The sequence below is a fragment of the Saccharopolyspora sp. SCSIO 74807 genome, from assembly GCF_037023755.1.
GTDB classification, from domain to species: Bacteria; Actinomycetota; Actinomycetes; order Mycobacteriales; family Pseudonocardiaceae; genus Saccharopolyspora_C; species Saccharopolyspora_C galaxeae.
On sequence record NZ_CP146100.1, the window covers coordinates 622,501 to 640,622 of the forward strand.

12 protein-coding genes and 1 rRNA gene (1 of these 13 running past the window's edge) are annotated in these 18,122 nt (G+C 70.1%); 4 read left to right on the plus strand and 9 right to left on the minus strand.

Features of this window, described 5'->3' with window-relative positions:
* Nucleotides 1-125, minus strand: a 16S ribosomal RNA gene (locus V1457_RS02800); it reaches 1,400 nt to the left of the window's first position.
* A 585-nt stretch (nucleotides 126-710) separates the two neighbouring features.
* Here V1457_RS02800 and V1457_RS02805 point away from each other — a divergent pair.
* Nucleotides 711-1,121: an Rv3235 family protein gene (locus tag V1457_RS02805; RefSeq protein ID WP_200073542.1), complete on the plus strand. Its 411-nt coding sequence runs from the start codon at nucleotides 711-713 to the stop codon at nucleotides 1,119-1,121.
* Between the two features lie 77 nt (nucleotides 1,122-1,198).
* Here V1457_RS02805 and secA read toward each other — a convergent pair whose 3' ends face one another.
* From secA to V1457_RS02840, 7 genes are all read right to left on the minus strand, one after another.
* The gene (secA, locus tag V1457_RS02810; RefSeq protein ID WP_338599874.1) at nucleotides 1,199-4,099 is read right to left on the minus strand and encodes a preprotein translocase subunit SecA; all 2,901 of its coding nucleotides are present in this window, start codon (nucleotides 4,097-4,099) and stop codon (nucleotides 1,199-1,201) included.
* A gap of 257 nt (nucleotides 4,100-4,356) precedes the next feature.
* Entirely contained in the window at nucleotides 4,357-5,103 is a 747-nt protein-coding gene (hpf, locus tag V1457_RS02815) for a ribosome hibernation-promoting factor, HPF/YfiA family (RefSeq protein WP_295149900.1), read from the minus strand.
* A 450-nt stretch (nucleotides 5,104-5,553) separates the two neighbouring features.
* Nucleotides 5,554-6,300 (minus strand): ComF family protein, encoded by a 747-nt coding sequence (locus V1457_RS02820; protein ID WP_338599877.1) that lies wholly within the window; start codon nucleotides 6,298-6,300, stop codon nucleotides 5,554-5,556.
* 225 nt (nucleotides 6,301-6,525) lie between these two features.
* Nucleotides 6,526-8,250 carry an LpqB family beta-propeller domain-containing protein gene (locus V1457_RS02825; RefSeq protein WP_307850342.1) on the minus strand — a complete coding sequence of 575 codons (1,725 nt, stop codon included), beginning with the start codon at nucleotides 8,248-8,250 and terminating at the stop codon, nucleotides 6,526-6,528.
* Nucleotides 8,247-10,007: an MtrAB system histidine kinase MtrB gene (mtrB, locus tag V1457_RS02830; protein ID WP_374220989.1), complete on the minus strand. Its 1,761-nt coding sequence runs from the start codon at nucleotides 10,005-10,007 to the stop codon at nucleotides 8,247-8,249. Before mtrB ends, V1457_RS02825 begins: the two co-directional genes overlap by 4 nt.
* A gap of 34 nt (nucleotides 10,008-10,041) precedes the next feature.
* The gene (gene mtrA, locus V1457_RS02835; RefSeq protein ID WP_233628696.1) at nucleotides 10,042-10,719 is read right to left on the minus strand and encodes an MtrAB system response regulator MtrA; all 678 of its coding nucleotides are present in this window, start codon (nucleotides 10,717-10,719) and stop codon (nucleotides 10,042-10,044) included.
* A 119-nt stretch (nucleotides 10,720-10,838) separates the two neighbouring features.
* On the minus strand, nucleotides 10,839-11,480 hold the full coding sequence (locus V1457_RS02840; protein WP_200073537.1) for a dTMP kinase: 642 nt from the start codon (nucleotides 11,478-11,480) through the stop codon (nucleotides 10,839-10,841).
* Nucleotides 11,481-11,582: 102 nt separating this feature from the next.
* Between V1457_RS02840 and V1457_RS02845 the strand changes: the two genes are divergently transcribed.
* The 3 genes from V1457_RS02845 to V1457_RS02855 all read left to right on the plus strand — a co-directional run bounded on the left by V1457_RS02845 (nucleotide 11,583) and on the right by V1457_RS02855 (nucleotide 16,072).
* A complete protein-coding gene (locus tag V1457_RS02845) occupies nucleotides 11,583-12,257 on the plus strand; it encodes a Crp/Fnr family transcriptional regulator (protein ID WP_338599882.1) in 675 nt (224 codons plus the stop codon).
* Between the two features lie 92 nt (nucleotides 12,258-12,349).
* Nucleotides 12,350-13,168 carry a hypothetical protein gene (locus V1457_RS02850; RefSeq protein WP_295146594.1) on the plus strand — a complete coding sequence of 273 codons (819 nt, stop codon included), beginning with the start codon at nucleotides 12,350-12,352 and terminating at the stop codon, nucleotides 13,166-13,168.
* A gap of 300 nt (nucleotides 13,169-13,468) precedes the next feature.
* Nucleotides 13,469-16,072 carry a hypothetical protein gene (locus V1457_RS02855; RefSeq protein ID WP_338599885.1) on the plus strand — a complete coding sequence of 868 codons (2,604 nt, stop codon included), beginning with the start codon at nucleotides 13,469-13,471 and terminating at the stop codon, nucleotides 16,070-16,072.
* 332 nt (nucleotides 16,073-16,404) lie between these two features.
* Here the strand turns inward: V1457_RS02855 and V1457_RS02860 are convergent, their stop codons facing one another.
* Nucleotides 16,405-17,919, minus strand: a complete 1,515-nt coding sequence (locus tag V1457_RS02860) for an amino acid permease (RefSeq protein WP_200073533.1) — start codon at nucleotides 17,917-17,919, stop codon at nucleotides 16,405-16,407.
* Nucleotides 17,920-18,122 lie beyond the last annotated feature (203 nt).

Below are 18,122 nucleotides of genomic sequence, written 5' to 3' on the forward strand. Positions count from 1 at the left end.
CAGATTACCCACGTGTTACTCACCCGTTCGCCACTCATCCACCCCGAAGGGCTTCAGCGTTCGACTTGCATGTGTTAAGCACGCCGCCAGCGTTCGTCCTGAGCCAGGATCAAACTCTCCAACAATGATCAGAGAAAAATCCTGCCCCGAAAAATAAACGAGGCACCCCAACCAAAACAATGGTCAGAGCAAAAACAAAGTAAGTACTACCACTCACCATCATCGGCACGCTGTTGAGTTCTCAAAGAACACACCCACACCAGAACCCCAGCACCAACCAGGCACCAAAACCCCGGGGAGTCATCTCTTCGTCTTGCTGATGTTCTCTACTTTAGCAGGACCGTTTTTCGGCTTTTTCAGGGGGGTCGACCTCGCGGTCACCCGCACCTGGTCAGCCGATGCACTGACCTGCTCTAAAGTTGAGGACCACCCGAACACTCGGTTCCGGTGCGACCACCGCCCGGTCCGTTTCCGGCCCGTTCCGCGCTGGCGAAGAGAAATCTACAGGACGCTGACGGACGCTTGAACAAGGCCCCCTCCTAGCGAGGAAGCTGCAGGTCATGCCGGTTCTACCCGGCGATGCCGGCGACCCTGGCTCACACCTTCGGGTCGTACCCGCCTCGAAGCTGTCCGCAATCGAGGCGTCGGCTCCTCTTCCAAGCGAGGCCCGGACAGTGCCGGCCGATCCGCCCCGCGTTCCAGGAGATCCGATGACCGCCGCAATCGCCGCCCCGCAAGCGACGCCCGCACCGGCAGATCCGGCTTCGACCGCTCGGCCGGAACCGACCGACCACGGTGACCAGCCGGCAGGCCGTACTTCCTCGGCACTGGCCCGCTACTTGGGCGGGCCGATCGTGGACGTGCTGCTCGGACGCCGGCCGCTGAGCCAGGTCCGCCCGCGGATCACCCGCCCGGTGCAGAACCTGCTCAACGCACCGTCGTTCCGCGGACTGGTGCGTGAACCGGGTCTGCGGCTGTGCTCCTTGCACGCCTGCGCGATCACGCCGGACCACGTCGAAGGCTGCGCCGTCATCGGATCCGACCTGCGCACCCGCGCGGTCGTGCTGCGTTGGGAAAGGAGTCCGCACGGATGGTTGTGCACCTTCCTGTGCACGGTGTGAGAGGTCCAGGCCCGGACACACCGCTGCCCCGCGCTCCTCGAGCGCGGGGCAGGGAATGTTCGTGCGTCAGGCGACGTTCAGCTGCGCTTGTTCTTCTTGGCTTCACGCGCGGCCGCCCGCCGCTCGCGGCGGGTTCCGTTCTGACCGGACTGGCCGCCGTTCTGCTCCCCGCTGGTCTCAACACCACCGGACTCGGCGGGACCGGAGTAGCTGAGCCTGCGGTCCGGCTGCTCGAAGCCCTGGCCGCCGAACGCCTGCGGTTTCGCGCCGTCACCGCCCTGCGGAGCGTCGCCGAGCTGGCTCAGCGCCGGACCGGCCGAGGAACGGGAACGCTTCGACCTCGGCTGCGCGGCCTGCGGTGCACCGCCCGCGGGCTGCGCACCGGCTGCCTGCGGAACCGCCTGCTGCACGTCGGTCGGGAAGTCGGAGCCGTCGGAACTGCTCACCGACACCGGAACCGACGGCTCCTGCGCTGGCTCCGGCTCGGCCGCCTCGACCTGCACGTTGAACAGGAAGCCGACCGACTCCTCCTTGAGCGCCTCGAGCATCGCGTGGAACATGTCGAAGCCCTCGCGGCGGTACTCGACCAGCGGGTCGCGCTGCGCCATCGCCCGCAACCCGATGCCCTCCTTGAGGTAATCCATCTCGTAGAGGTGTTCGCGCCACTTGCGGTCCAGCACGCTGAGCACCACGCGCCGCTCCAGCTCGCGCATCGCGCCGACGCCGACCTTGCCGTCGACCTCCGCTTCCCGCCGGTCGTAGGCGTCGCGGGCGTCGGCGAGGACCGCTTCGAGCAACCGCTCCTTGGTCACGTCCTCCTCGGTCTCGAGCAGTTCCTCCCAGTCCAGCTGGACCGGGTAGAGGGCCTTGAGGGCCGTCCAGAGCTTCTCGAAGTCCCAGTCCTCCGCGTAGCCCTCCGCGGTGGCGCCGTTGACGTAGGCGCCGACCACGTCGTTGATCATGTGCTGGATCTGCTCGCGGAGATCCTCGCCCTCGAGCACCCGGCGGCGCTCGGTGTAGATGACCGAACGCTGCTGGTTCATCACCTCGTCGTACTTGAGGACGTTCTTGCGGATCTCCATGTTCTGCTGCTCGACCTGGGTCTGCGCACTGCGGATCGCCCGGGTCACCATCTTGTGCTCGATCGGGACCTCGTCGGGCACCTTGAGCCGGGTCATCACCGTCTCGACCATCGCGGCGTTGAACCGGCGCATCAGCTCGTCACCGAGCGAGAGGTAGAACCGGGACTCGCCAGGGTCGCCCTGCCGGCCGGAACGGCCGCGCAGCTGGTTGTCGATCCGGCGCGACTCGTGCCGTTCGGTACCGAGCACGTAGAGGCCACCGGCATCCCTGACCTCGTCGGCCTCCGCCTGGACCTGCGACTTGAGCCGCTCCACGGTGCCGGGCCACTCGGCTTCGTACTGCTCGCGGTGCTGCACCGGGTCCAGGCCGCGGCGGCGCAGTTCGGTGTCGGCGAGGTGGTCGACGTTGCCACCGAGCACGATGTCGGTACCGCGACCGGCCATGTTCGTGGCCACCGTGACCGAGCCCTTGCGCCCGGCCTCGGCGATGATCCCGGCTTCCGACTCGTGGTGCTTGGCGTTCAGGACGCTGTGCGGCACGCTCTTCTTGGTCAGCAGCTTCGCCAGGTACTCGGAGTGCTCGACGCTGGTGGTGCCGACCAGCACCGGCTGGCCCTTGCGGTTCTTCTCCTCGATGTCGTCGGCGACGGCCGCGAACTTCGCGGCCTCGCTCTTGTAGACCAGGTCCGGCTGGTCCGCGCGGACCATCGGCTCGTTGGTGGGGACGGTGACCACGCCGAGCTTGTAGGTGGCCTGGAACTCGGCCGCTTCGGTCTGCGCAGTACCGGTCATGCCCGCGAGCTTCTCGTAGAGCCGGAAGTAGTTCTGCAGCGTGATCGTGGCCAGGGTCTGGTTCTCGGCCTTGATCTCGACGCCTTCCTTGGCCTCGATCGCCTGGTGCATTCCCTCGTTGTAGCGACGACCGTGCAGGACGCGGCCGGTGAACTCGTCGACGATGGCCACTTCGCCGTCCCGGACGATGTAGTCCTTGTCGCGCTTGTAGAGCTCCTTGGCCTTGACCGCGTTGTTCAGGTAGCCGACCAGCGGCGTGTTCTCGGCCTCGTAGAGGTTCTCGATGCCGAGCTGGTCTTCGACGATCGAGACGCCGTCCTCGGTGATGCCGACCGTGCGCTTGCGCTCGTCGACCTCGTAGTGGTCGTCCTTGCGCAGCATCGGCGCGATCCGGGCGAACTCCTGGTACCAGCGCGAGGACTGGTCGGCAGGGCCGGAAATGATCAGCGGCGTCCGGGCCTCGTCGATGAGGATCGAGTCGACCTCGTCGACCACGGAGAAGAAGTGCCCGCGCTGCACGCAGTCGGCCAGGCTCCAAGCCATGTTGTCGCGCAGGTAGTCGAAGCCGAACTCGTTGTTCGTTCCGTAAGTGATGTCGGCGGCGTACGCGGCCTTGCGCTGCTCCGGAGGCAGGTCCGCCACGATCGCTGCGACGTCCAGGCCGAGGAAGCGGTGCACCCGGCCCATCCAGTCGGCGTCGCGCTTGGCCAGGTAGTCGTTGACCGTGACCACGTGCACGCCCTTGCCCGCGATGGCGTTGAGGTACGCGGGCAGCACGCAGGTCAGGGTCTTGCCTTCACCGGTCTTCATCTCGGCGATCTGGCCGAGGTGCAGCGCGGCACCACCCATGACCTGCACGTCGAAGTGGCGCTGACCCAGCGTGCGCTGGGCACCCTCGCGGGCGACGGCGAACGCCTCGGGCAGCAGCTCGTCCAGCGACTCGCCATCCTGGTGGCGGCGCTTGAACTCGTCGGTCTTGGCCCGCAGATCTGCGTCGGAGAGCGCGACCACTCCGTCTTCGAGCTCGTTGATGTGCGCCGCGATGGCGCGCAGGCGCTTGAGCGTCTTGCCCTCGCCGGCGCGGAGCAGTCGGGACAGGACCATCCGGTCGACCTCACTAGCTGATCGTGATGCGTCCGTCACGGACGCCTTATGGTCATCGTATTAGAGCCGGTTGCAGGGGCGGCGTTCGATCACAACGGCTGGGCGTGGCGCCGCTGAACGTGAACCGTCCCCCGCGCACCACGGTACGCGGGGGACGGCGAGTGGGGTCCGGCCTTGGCGCAGAGTCGCCTACGGCCGGTGCGGTGCCGATGCCTGCCTGCGGCGTCCCGCCGCGGCCTGCGCCCGGCTCCGCTCGGTCAGCAGGCGAGTCGGATCACCCCGTAGTCGAATCCTCTGCGCCGGTACACCACGCTCGGCCGCCCGGTGTCGGCGTCGAAGAACATGTAGAAGTCGTGGCCGACCAGCTCCATCTGGTAGAGGGCTTGATCGACGGTCATCGGCGTCGCCGGGTGCTCCTTCTCCCGCACGATCCGGCCTGGTTCGTCCTCGCGGGTTTCCGCGCTCCAGCGCGGCTCGGGCACGGTCCCGGCGCGGTCTGGTGCGGTGCTGCTCGCGTCCGTGCCGGGATCGCCGGCAGTCGGCACGTCGGCCGCTTCCCGCTGTTGTCCGGACCCTGCCGAAGCAGCAGCTTCGGCGGGCGCTTCCAGCAGGCCGACGCCGCCGGAATTCGCCGTGGCGACGGTCTGCTCGGCGTTGGCCGAGGTCGCTTGCGCAACGGAGATCGGGTTGCGCTTCCCGTAGTGCACCTTCCTGCGGTCGTGCATTCGGCGAAGCCGGTTCTCCAGCTTGGTCGTCGCCGAGTCGAGGGCGGAGTAGAAGTCGCCTGCGCAAGCCTCGGCGCGCACGGCGCCGCCACGCCCTTTGACGGTGATCTCGACGCGCTGGCAGTTCTTCGCCTGGCGCGGGTTGCGTTCGTGGTTGAGCTCCACGTCCGCCCGGATGGTCTTTCTGTCGTACCGTTCCACTCGGGCCAGCTTTTCCGCGACGTGCTCCCGGTAGTGCTCGGGAACCTCGACGTTACGGCCCTTGACGACGATGTCCATTCACGACCTCCGTTCCTCGCGTAATCCGTGGTCGATGCGCACGGGGCACCGGAACAGCGGCGCGATCAGCTCGCCTCCGGTGCCAGGGACATGGGTTCTTCACTCCTTCCCACAGCCCGGGTACAGCTGAATGTGCTGCACGTTAGCTTGATTCGAGATCGGGTAACAGACCCCGGGACGAGCGACGTCAAGCCACCACCCAGCGTGATGAGCACGGCTGAGAGGGCGAATGCGGGACGCACTGAACGGTGCTTGCGCGAACTTCGACGTCGACCACGTCTCACTCCATCGGGCGAACATAGCCCGGCTCTCGACTACGGGGCGCCACGTGCCGTCGTGACACTGCACTTCGGTCGTCGTACCGCCCGCACTGCGCACACTCAAGCAACGAATGGCGTTCCGGGCTGAGTTCCACCCGCACGCCGTACGAGCTGACAACGCCCGATCGAGTTACCCCGGAGTCGCGGTCAGCAGCAGCGCCACGGTCGTGGGAGCGCCTCCCGCGGACAGCGCGTGCGCGCAGCTCGCCAGAGTCGCGCCGCTGGTCAGGACGTCGTCGATGAGCAGAACCGGGGCACCGGGCGGAGGTAGCCCGGAAGGCCGCGCGAGCACCTGGCCGCTCAGGTTGTGCAGCCGCTGTGCCGGGTCGAGCCCGACCGAGTCGCGCGCTCCCGGACGGATCACCAGGCAGTCCGCGACCGAGGCGTGCAGGCCGAGCGCGGTCAGCTCCTCGACGGCGCGGTGCGCAACGCGCGTCATGTGCGCACCGCCGCGGCGACGGGAGGTGATCGTCCGAGACGGTGCAGGCACCACGTACCAAGGCGACCGCAGGTGCGCTCCCTCGCGGGAACCAGACGTCCGGTCGGCGGGGTCCGCACCGGCGGGCAGCGACTCCGCCCAATCGAGCAACGCGCGGAGCCCACCGGCGAGCGCTCGGCCGAACGGTTCGGCGAGGTCGCGACGCCCGGAAGCCTTGTAGGCCACGACCGCCCGGCGCGGCGCGCCGCGGTACTTGCCCAGCGCGAACACCGGCGGGTCGGGTCCTGCTCCGGGGATGGCGGGCAGCTCCCGGTGCACTCGGCGCGGCCCGCCGAGTTCACGGGCGCAGCCGCGGCACCAGCTGATTCCGGGCGCGCCGCATCCGGCGCAGCGCAGCGGCAGCATCAGGTCCACCAGGCCGGAAATCGCGGTGGCCAAGCCGGAGAAGCCTGGAGCACCGAAGGCGCGGTCGCGCACTCCTCGGGGCCCGTGTCGACGCACGGACAATGTCGATCGAGTCATGCCGGGATCGTGCGCGATCCACCGGGCCGACTCACCCGCGCGTGTCGGCGCACGCCCGCGGCTCCGGACCGGGCCGGCCGGAAACGCCAGGTCAGCCGGGAATGCCGGTCCAGCCGGAAAACAGGTCGGTCAGAAGCCGGATCAGCCGGGGAAGAACGGGATGGAACCGCCGCTCTGCCCGGGCAACAGCTGCCACCCGTCCAGCAGGCTCCACACCGGGTCCGACTCCCCGGCCTCCCACAACCCGCTCTGGTCGGAGACCACGACCCGGCGTCCCGGCCCCACGGTCACGGCGGTCACCGGCTGGTTCAGGTTCGCCGAGGCGTACTCGTTCCACTCGAAGCCGTCCACGGACACCTTCATGACCGGCGAGGAGTTGCTGTCGGTGGTGGCCACCAGCGAACGGTCCGTGAGCCAGTCGACCCCGGTGATGTTCGTGTACGCGCCCAGCTGCACCGGGTGCCGCAGCGCGAACCGCCCGTCCTTCTCCACCACGCCCGCGACGACCAACCGGCCGTCGACCACGGCCGCAGCCCGGGTTCCGTCGCGGGACAGCCGCAACTCCTTGATGTCCCCGACCCGGCCGAACTCGGAGATGTCCACCGGTGCTGCGGTCCACGACCCGCCATTGCGCACCGCGCGGTACACGTCGCGGCCGTTGACCACGGCCCAGACCTCGTTCTCGCCGCGCCAGCTGGGCCTGCTCATGAAGTTGCCGGGCAAGCCGACCGCGGGCATCGCCTCGCCGTAGGGACCGACGCGCAGCTCGACGCCGCCTGCGGTGCGGGTGACCGCGGCGAGCTGCCCGCCGTCGGCGGACTGGGCGGCCTCCACGACCTTGTACTGAGCACCCGCTCCCGCCGGTCCGGGGATCGGCCGGGCCGGCCGATCCAGCGCGTAAAGCCGCTCGTCGGCGACCGCCAGACCGGGCAGCTCCGGATTCACCGCGTTCGCGCTCTCGTAGGAGACGACGTCGGTGGGCCGCAGTTCCTGCTTGTCCGGCAGCAGCGGCACGCCCTCCTCCTGCAACCGCACCCGCGCCTTGCTGACCGTCTGCAGCGACAGCACGACCTGCGCGGCGATCAGCCGCCGCGTCTCCGGCGGCAGGTCCCCGAGCTCGCTGAAGTTGACCACCAGTGCGGCGTCGTCGGCCTCGCTGACGTTGGTCTTCGGGTCGGTACCGGGCGGCAGCTCGCTGTACATGGCGCCGCGGAAGCCCTCCGACGGCCCTGCGGTGAGCAGTTCGATCACCCGCCGCGGCAGCGTGCTCTCCGGTTTCGAGACGACGTAGCGCAGGTCGGGCACGACCCGGGAGCGCTCGTGGTCGACGAAGTAGATCGGCACCTGCATGTAGTCCTGCTTGAACGAGCTGCGGCTGAGCACCATCTCCGGCGGCGGCGAGGCGATCCGCCACTGCCCTTCGGCGTCCCGCTCGACCCGCAGCTGCACCTGGTACGGCCCGCTGTCCGGGGCGAACGACGAGTCCGGGCGCAGGTGCCCGACTTTGTCCGCCTGCAGGCTCACCAGCTGCACGTTCGCCGGCTGGTTCGGCACCGGCGGTACCGGGATGGTGTCCACGTCGTCGACGATCATGAGCGAGTTCGACGGCCGCCAGGCCCGCCGCGCGGCATCGGTCAGGTGCAGCCTGCCCGCCTCGTAGTCGCTTTCCGGGGTCGCCCCGGAGTCGACGAACCTGCGCACGATGTCCAGCGGGTCCACGCCCTTCGGCGGCGGCTTGATCGAAACCGGGCTGCTGCCCTCCTCCATCGGCCACACCGCGACCGGGTCGGAGCTTTCCGGGATCGAGGCGCACGCGGTCATCGGCAGCACGGCCAGCAACAGCGCGACGAGTCCACGGCCGGTCACCGGATCTCCTCCCGAGAACGTTCCGGTTCGGACAGCCGCGCCGGGCCGGTGTCGGTGACCTCGGCTTCGCCTGCCTCCAGTTCCTTGGGCGCGTCGACGGTGCGGGCCAGCAGCGCGCCCGGGGCGGCGATCCGGCGGCTGACCGGCAACGACAGCGGGCTTTCGGCGAACTCCTGCCCGGGCGTCCGCGGCAGCGTGAGCCGGAAGCAGGACCCGGCGCCCGGTTCGCCCCAGGCGTCCAGGGCGCCGCCGTGCAGCCGGGCGTCCTCGGAGCTGATCGACAGGCCCAGCCCGGTGCCGCCGGTGCGCCGGTTGCGGGACGGGTCGGCGCGCCAGAACCGGGTGAACACCAGGTCCGCCTCGCCGGGCCGCAGACCGACGCCGTAGTCGCGGATGCTCACCGCGACCGCGTCCTCGCCGGAGCCGAAGCGGATCTCCACCGGACCGCCCTCGGCGTGGTCGATGGCGTTGGCGACGAGGTTGCGCACGATCCGCTCCAGCCGCCGCGCGTCGGCGACGAGGTTGAGGTCCTGGTTCTCGCCGGGCACCTCCACCCGCAGCGGGACACCGCTGGTTTCGGCGATGGCGCGCACCGAATCGACCGCGCCCTGCACGATCTCGGGCAGGTGCAGCGGTTCCGGCGAGAGCTCGGCGACTCCGGCGTCCAGCCGGGAGATCTCCAGCAGGTCGGCCAGCAGCGCCTCGAACCGGTCCAGTTCGTCGACCAGCAGCTCGGTGGAGCGCGCCAGCCCGGCCGGGAACTGCTCGCGGGAGGCGTGCAGCACGTCGGCGGCCATCCGGACCGTGGTCAGCGGGGTGCGCAGTTCGTGCGAGACGTCCGAGGTGAACCGGCGTTGCAGCTGGCCGAACTCCTCCAGCTGCTGGATCTGCTGCTTGAGGCTGTCGGCCATCTCGTTGAACGACTCGGCCAGCCGGGCCACGTCGTCCTCGCCGATCACCCGCATCCGCTGGTCGAGGTCGCCGTCGGCGAGCCGCGCCGCGTTCTGCGCGGCCTGCCGCACCGGGCGCACCACCTGGCGGGTGACCAGGTTGGTGATCGCGCCGAGCAGCACCACCAGCACGAGCCCGCCGATCAGCAGCGTGCTCTGCACGACGTCGAGCGTGCGCTGCTCCGCGCTGAGCGGGAACAGCAGGTACGCCTGCAGCGAGCGGGTGGAGCTGCCGACCGGAGTGCCGACCACCAGCATCGTCACCTGGTTCGGCCCGCGGGAGACGGTGGTGATCTGGCGGGCGAGCTGGCCGCGTTCGACGAACCGCCGCAGCTCACCGGGCACGTCACCGATCGGTCCCGCGGCCGGTTGCGGCCGGCCCGGGGCCGCGGACGAACCGTCCACCAGCACCGGGTCGAAAACGCCTGCCACGGGCTGGCCGGTGGACCGGCCGGAGTTCGGGGTGGTGAGCCGGTTCAGCGCCTGCTCCAGCTGCTCGGAAACGTCGTCCGAGTTCGGGTCGACCGCGGTCAGCTCCCGCTCCAGCACCCCCACGCTGCTTCTGACCTGCGAGGTCGCGGCGCGCTCCTTGGCCTCCAGCAGCTGGTAGGTGATCTGCGTCAGCAGCACCATGCCCAGCACGAAGATCACCGCGGACGACAGCGCCAAGGTGCTCACGACCACGCGCAGCTGCATCGAGCGGCGCCACAGCAGCTCGAACCGCTGCCAGCGCTCGCGGAGTTCACCGCGCAGCAGCAGCGCCCGCTCGCGCAGCGCCGCCTTCGCGCGCACGGTCCGCCCGCTCACCGCGACAGTCCTGTTCGGACCACGCGGCGGGCGGTCACGGCGGTCCTGCCTTGTACCCGACGCCGCGCACCGTCAGGACCACCTCCGGGCGCTCCGGGTCGGTTTCCACTTTGGACCGCAGCCGCTGCACGTGGACGTTCACCAGGCGGGTGTCGGCGGCGTGCCGGTAACCCCAGACCTGCTCCAGCAGGACCTCGCGGGTGAACACCTGGCGCGGCTTGCGGGCCAGCGCGACCAGCAGATCGAACTCCAGCGGGGTCAGCGCTATCGGCACTCCCTCGCGGGTGACCTCGTGGCCGGGCACGTCGATGCTGAGGTCGCCGATGGCCAGCACCTCGGCCGGTTCGGCGTCGGTGCGGCGCAGCCGGGCGCGCAGCCGGGCGACGAGCTCCTTCGGCTTGAACGGTTTGACCACGTAGTCGTCGGCGCCGGATTCCAGCCCCAGCACGACGTCCACGGTGTCGCTCTTGGCGGTGAGCATCACGATCGGCACCACGGACTCGGTGCGGATCGCCTTGCACACGTCGATGCCGTTCATCCCGGGCAGCATCAGGTCCAGCAGCACCAGGTCCGGTTTGAGTTCGCGCAGCGCGGGCATCGCCTTGGTGCCGTCGCTGACCACGGCGGTCTCGAACCCTTCGCCGCGCAGGACGATGGTCAGCATTTCGGCCAGGGCCGGATCGTCGTCCACCACGAGCACGCGCGCCTTCATGCCCCACATGGTTGCACTTCTCACTCCCGGGTCTTGCACCACCCGTCGATCGTCACCGCAGGTCGCCGGGTATGCACCGAACCGCGAGCGAGGTGTACCGCCGAACGGGCGAGTCCGGGTCAGCGGGTGAGCAAACTGGCCAGCTCGGCGTAGTCCGGCCGGTCGCTGCCGTCGACCACGAGCCACGGCGACCACCACCCGGATTCGGCGAGTTGCGCGTAGACCTCGCCGACGCGCTGCTGCAGCGGGGCGTCCGACTCGAAGCTGTCGCGGTCGCGGTCCTGCTCGCGGCGTTCGCGGTGTTCGGCGCGATCGGCCGCGACGGTGGCCGGCACGTTCAGCAGCAGTTGCAGGTCGGGGCGGGGCGCGGCGAAGCGCTCGACCTCCAGCTCGTGGACCCAGCGCACGAACTCGCCGTCCGCGCCTTGGCGCAAGCGGGCGGCGCCGTACGCGGCGTTCGATGCGACGTAGCGGTCCAGCAGCACGATGTCGTGCTCGGCGAGCTGCGCGCGCAGCGCTTCGACGGCGCCGCGGCGGTCCAGGGCGTAGAGCACCGCCATCCCGTACACGGATGCACCGAGATCACCGTGCGCGCCGTGCAGCGCCTCCCGCACCAGTTCGGCGTGCACATCGGTGTCGTAGCGGGGAAATGCGGCGTGCGACGAGGAAAACCCGCGCGCCCGCAGCTGTGCACCGAGACCTTCGGCGAGCGTGCGCTTGCCCGCGCCGTCCATTCCTTCGATCACGATGAGCCGCCCCACGCCGGGAAACGATACGCAGCGCCCGCGCGTACGCCGCCATTAGGGTTGCGCTGACTCGAAGATCATTCACTTGCCGATCGGCGTGCAGCACACTGACCGTCCGTGGCCTTCCCACCCTCCCCCGGTTACCGCAGCTTCCGCGACCACCTCGGTCCGCAGAATTGGCGCGCACTGCTGGACATCGGCACCCAGGCCCGCTTCGAGCCCGGGCAGACGGTGCTCAACCAAGGCGAAGAGGGCCACCACGTGCTGGCCGTGGTCCGCGGGGTGTGCAAGGTCGTCGCCGCCCGCCCGGACCGCGGGCAGGTGCTGCTCGCGGTGCGCGGGCCCGGCGACACGTTGGGCGAGTTCGCAGTGGTGGACCGGCAGCCGAGGTCGGCCAGCGTCTACGCGGTCACCGATGTGCGGGCGCACGTGCTGCGGGACGCCGAGTTCACGGCGTTCCTGCACCGCCGCAGGTTGGATCAGATGTTGACCAGCTACCTGAGCATGAAGCTGCGGTCGAACAGCAGCATGGTCTCCGAACTCGCCGGTGTTCCGGTGAAGGCCAAGGTCGCGTGGCTGCTGTGCCGGCTCGTCGCGGTCAGCGACACCGCGGGTTTCGTCCCGCTCTACCAGCACGACCTGGCCGAACTCCTCGGCGTGGCAAGGAGTTCGGTGGCGGCGAGCCTGGCGGACTTCCGCGCGGAGGGCTTGCTGCGCACCGAGCCGGGCGGCGTGCACCTGCTGGACGTGGACGCGCTGAGCCGGCACGTGCAAAGCTCCCGCCAACAGTGACGTCGATCACCACACGTCCGAGATCGGACACGAGCCACCGCACCGGTGGCCGATGGTGCTTCCAACAGCAAGTGCAGAGAGGACCGCCCGCGATGCCGAACCCCGACCCGCACCAGAACATCCGCCGCAGCAAGCAGCTGCCGCCGTACCGCGCGGTGTTCGCGGTGGACGTGCGGGATTTCAGCAGCAGCCCGAGCGCGCACCAGGAACAGCTCAGCAAGGACATCCCGCAGCTGCTCTCGCTCGCGTTCGAGCAGCGCGAACTGGGGCGGCTCTGGGACAACCGGGTGTTCGGCTCGTCCACCGGCGATGGCTACTACTTCGGGGTGGACGCGGTGGACACGCCGTTCCTGGTGGATCCGTTCCTCGGCGAGCTGCAGGAAGTGCTCGAAGCCCACGACGAGGTCGTCCGCGCGCGCAGCCGGGACCTGCGGCTGCGGCTGCGTGCGAGCGTCCACATCGGACCGGTGCCGGAAGCCGGGCCCGCGACGGCGATGAACGAGACGCACCGGCTGCTGGACTCCGAGCCAGTGCGGGCGGTGCTCGCCGACTCCGACCCGGACGTGACCTTCCTGGCCGCGATCCTGTCCGAGCGGGTCTACACCGACGTCGTCGCAGGCGACTACGTCAAGCAGCGGCCCAGCCAGTTCGCCAAGAACGCGTTGCAGGTCAAGAGCTACCTTGGGACCGGCTACCTCTACACCCCGAAGCCGTCGGCGAATCCGCAGCGGCTCGGCCAGATCGAGGGACTGACGCCGGTGCAGAGCGAGGACGTCGCCGAAGCGCAGCAGCGCCGCACCGAACCGGACAAGCCGCAGCACGTGCACAACGAATTCAGCGGCAACGGCGGTTCGGGAATAGTGATCCAGGCCGGCCGGATGGGCGACGTACACGGACCCGGGTCCCGCTGAGCACCTCCAGCGGAACCCGCCTGAAGGGACCGAGGAGCCGCGGCGGGGACGGCTCCTCGGTCCCGTTGCGTTCGTCGGTCGACGTCGGCGCGAGCAGGGGAACTCCGTCGCGATCTTGCGCACAACGGGCGTCCGCGGCACTGCCGTGCGCGCGAGGTTTTCCCACCGTTCGCCGCGAAAACGGGACACCGCCGCGCCCGCGCCGCCACAATCGAGTGGCCAATCGCTCGCCACGAGCCGATGCGCGGTGGACAATCACCAGCACGTGATCATGATCCACCTTGCGGCCGGGAGGACACAGTGCAGATACCGGGGCCGGACACCCGCGTGGTCGAACTGCGGGTGCACGGCATCCTGGGCACCACCGGGGAGGAGCTCACCGACTCGGTGGCCTCCGTGGACGTCGCGGGCGACGGGGTGGGGCGCATCGTGCGCCCCGCCGACCGGCTGCTGCGGCCGGTGCCCGGGCCGATGCTGACCGCGGGCGACCGCACCGTGCCGCGCATCGTCGAAGGTTACGTGTGGGGCGGGATGACTTCCGGCGGGTTGTCCAAGGCCACTTGGGCGCTGCTGTTCCCGTTCGCGTTGAGCAACGTCGCGCACTGGATGCTGCCACCGCCGCGGCCGGAAGACCGCATCGGCAAGGCGCTCGGGACGGTGCTGCGGGCGCTGCTGCGGCTCGGCGCGCTGCTGCTGACGATGCTGTTCGTCGCGCAGCTCGCCGTGGTGCTGCTGGACATGGTCGCTGCGCAATGTCTCCGGCCGAATGCGCAGTGCCTGAGTTTCGTGCCGGAGTCGGTGCGGGAACTGACCTCGCTGCGTTCGATCGCCGCGATGCTCCTGCTCGGATTGTTCGTGCTGTTGATGCACTGGCTCTCCAGCGTGTCGTGGAAGTTGTCGAACGCGTTCAAAACAGCAGGCCAGCGAGGCGGCAAAGCGCAGCACTCGGGCCGCGCACCGCTGCTGCCCGGTGCGAACGTCGTGGCCGACCCGGACACCCCGGCGCTGCGCGCGCTGCACGTGACCGGTGCGCTGGCCGTGCTGGCGTCGCTGGCGCTCGGTGGCCCGCTCGCGCCGAGCCCCGATCCGCGCTGGGTGCTGGCCGAAGCGCTGCTGGTGCTCTCGGTGGTCGGCACGGTGCTGCTGGACGACCCGACCGGGATGGGTTCGGGCGCGTTCGCGCAGCTGCTGCGCGGGCTGCTGAGCAAGGCGGCGCGACGCAGCTCGATGATCGTGGCGGCCGTGCTGGTGGCGAGCGTGGCGGTCCTGCCCGGCGAGCTGAACGGGCCGCTGCCGGGCTCGGACCCCACGGTCAGCGCGATCGTGATCGCGCTGCTGGTCGTCTGCCTGGTCGTGGCGGTGCTGCTGGTGCCCGCCGCGCTGCTCGCGCGCGGGAACTGGTCCTCGGTGCCGCGCGAGCTGCGTCCGTGGGCGGGCGGCTGGATGGCGGCGCCGATGCTGATGCTGGCCGCCATGCTCGGTGTCGGCTTCGGCTCCGGGCTGGCGCTGAGCCTGCGCCAAGCGCTGCGCGCCGAGCAGCTGCGGCTGCCCACCTCCTACGACGAGGTCACCTTCTTCTGGGGCAGCGCGGCGATCCTGCTCGCGCTCGGCAGCGCCGGGCTCGGCGCCTGGGCGTGGATCCGGCGGCTGCTGTTCAAGCCGGACGACAGCGTTCCCGAGCAGGTCTCGCTGCTGCACGCGGGCAGGCAGCAGGACCAGCGCAGCGCGGCCGGTTCCTGGCACGTGGCGGACGTGCAGCGCCGCTACTCGCACCACGTGCTGCTGCTGGTGGCAGCGGTGCTGGCGGTCAGCAGCACGTTGTCGCTGATGTTGCGGGCGTGGATGGTGCGGGCCGAGTGGGCGGACTGGATCCGCGGGCTGGGCGTGCTCGCGCTGGGCGTGCTCGCGGTCGGACTGCTGCGGATGGTGCAGATGGCCGCGCGGGAACGGACCGCCGGGCGCTACCTGGGCATCCTGTGCGATCTGACGTTGTTCTGGCCGCGCGAGGCGCATCCCGTGGTGCCGCCGTGCTACGCGCTGAAGGTGGTGCCGGAACTCGCCGCGCGAGCCGCCGAGCACCTCGCCGAACCGGACACCCGCGTGGTGCTGGTCGGGCACAGCCAGGGCAGCCTGCTCGCCGCGGTGGCGACCGCGCGGCTGCTGGAATCGTTGCCGGAGGCCGATCGGGAACGGGTCGGCCTGGTCACCGCCGGTTCGCAACTGCAGTGGGCCTACCCGCGCGCGTTCCCGGGCGTGGTGCCGCACCGGTCGTTGCGGGATCTCGCCGGATCTCTCGGCGGCCGCTGGCGGTCGCTGTGCCGCGGTACCGATCCGCTCGGCGGGGCGGTCACCACCTGGAACCGGCAGGTCTTCGACGGGATGCTGCTCGGGGTGGGACTGCGTCCCGACGGCACCCAGGGACCGCTGCCGCCCGCCACGCGCGGGCCGACCGGAGCGCTGGTGCTCGGTGGGGACCACTGGCTGCCGGACCCGCAGCGGGGGCCGTTCTCGTTCCGCCGGTGGGTTCCCGGGGTGCTGGGGCACTCGGATTACAGCGGTGATCCGGAATGGGATCGGGCGGTCGCGATGGCCGCGGGCCTGGAGATCCCGGTGCGCGGCGCGACGTTGCCGCTGCGCACGCCGGCCGTGGCGCAGGCGGCGGATCCGCTCGGGGCGGTGGCGCAGCACGGGCAGGCGAAGCCCGCCGCGACGTCGACGGCCGTGGCCGAAGCCGAGGCGCCGGTCGACGATCCGCTCCCGGAACTGCTCGACAACGACGCGGCGGACGAGCCGCAGCCGGATGCTCCGGAGCGTTCCGAGCTGCCGGAGATCACCGAGCCGCGCGGCCGGGTCGCCCCGTGGGAACGCGGCGGTGCCCAGCGCACCGCTCCGCGCGCGGACTGAGCCGCTGGGCGGTCGGCCCGCGCCCACATCCGCGAGCGAGCGCGGAACGGAGCGGACGCCGCGCGCCCGGTGGCTCCTTCGAACGGCTCGTCCCGAACGGTTCGCACGTTCACGGCACGTCCGGCCCGCCGAAACGGGCCGACGCGCCCGCACACCACCTGATCAGCAGAGTCCGTTCCGGGGCGAACGGACCGCTGGTCCGACAAGAACGGGCGAACAGGTCGTTCACCCCGGGCGAAGCTGCGATGCGCGGCTCGCGGCGGAGACGCTGCGGAACAACAAGCGGCCCCGCCCACCCGAACCGGGTGAGCGGGGCCGTGTCGCAGCGGAACTCAGACGGAGCCGCCCGCGGAGACCTCACCGCGCTGGCGCGCACCGAGCCGCGAGTGGTTGCGGCCGTACAGGAAGTACACCACCACGCCGGCGATCATCCACACCACGAACCGCACCCAGGTCAGCGCGGTCAGGTTCAGCATCAGCCACAGGCAGGAGATGATCGCCAGCACCGGGATCAACGGCACCAGCGGCGCCCGGAACCCGCGCGGCAGGTCCGGCCGGGAACGCCGCAGGACGATCACCCCGGCGGAGACCAGGATGAACGCGAACAGCGTGCCGACGTTGACCATCTCTTCGAGCTTGTCCGCCGGGAAGAACGCCGACGCCAGCGCCACCACGACACCGACCAGCACGGTGGCGCGCACCGGCGTGCCGCGCTCCTCGTCGGTCTTGGCCAGCCCGCGCGGCAGCAGCCCGTCGCGGGACATCGCGAACAGGATCCGCACCTGCCCGAGGAACATCACCATCACGACCGTGGTCAGACCGGCCAGCGCGCCGACGGTGATCACGCTCGCCGCCCAGGTGACGCCGTGGATCTGGAACGCGGTGGCCAGCGTCGCCTTCTCATCGCCCTGCGTGGCCAGCTGCGTGTAGTTGACCATCCCGGTAACCACGATCGCCACGGCCACGTACAGCACGGTGACGATGGCTAGCGAGCCGAAGATGCCGCGCGGGGCGTCCCGCTGCGGGTTGCGGGTCTCCTCCGCGGTGGTGGCCACCACGTCGAACCCGATGAACGCGAAGAACACCAGCGAAGCGCCCGCCAGCAGGCCGAAGACGCCGAAGTTGCTGGTCGTGCCGCCGAGCAGCAGCGAAAGCAGCGACTGGTCCAGCTTCGAGGCGTCCTCGACCGCACCCTGCGCCGGCGGGATGAACGGCGAGTAGTTGTCGGAGTTGACGTAGGACAGACCCGCCACCACGACCAGCAGGACCACGAACACCTTGAGGGTGCTGATCACCAGGCTGACTCGCGCGGAGAGCTTGGTCCCCGCCGCGAGCACCGTGGTCAGGATCGCGACCAGCAGCAGCGCGCCCCAGTCGAACTGCAACGGCCCGAGGTCGAACTTCGTCTGCGCGCCCTCGAGCCCGATCAGGCCCAGCACCTGCTGCAGGTAGGTCGACCAGCCCTTGCTCACCGCCGCTGCCGCCACGGCGAACTCCAGGATCAGGTCCCAGCCGATGATCCACGCGATGAACTCGCCGAACGTCGCGTAGGAGTAGGTGTAGGCGCTGCCCGCGACCGGCACGGTGGAGGCGAACTCCGCGTAGCAGACCGCGGCGAGCCCGCACGCGATGGCGGCGATCAAGAACGACACCGAGACCGACGGCCCCGTGATGTCCCCGGCGGTCGACGCGGCGAGGGTGAAGATCCCCGCGCCGACGACGACCGAGACACCGAACACGATCAGGTCCCAAGCGCCGAGGTTCTTGCGCAGCTTGGTGTCCGGCTCGTCGGTGTCCTTGATCGATTGCTCGACCGACTTGGTCCGCCACAGCCCAGTTCCTGGCACTGTCGCCCTCCTCTTCCAACCCGAATGGTGGAACGCACCCTAACGCGGGAGTGTTGCACCGGAAGCGCTGAAAAACAGTGTGGGCCGCACCATTCGTTAATGCTCTGTGACCGCTCCGGCCACCCGGCGGACACCGTGATCGTCCGATTGCTACCGATCGATCACATTGCGCACACACGACCCGCGCCGTCGCAGGTAGGCGC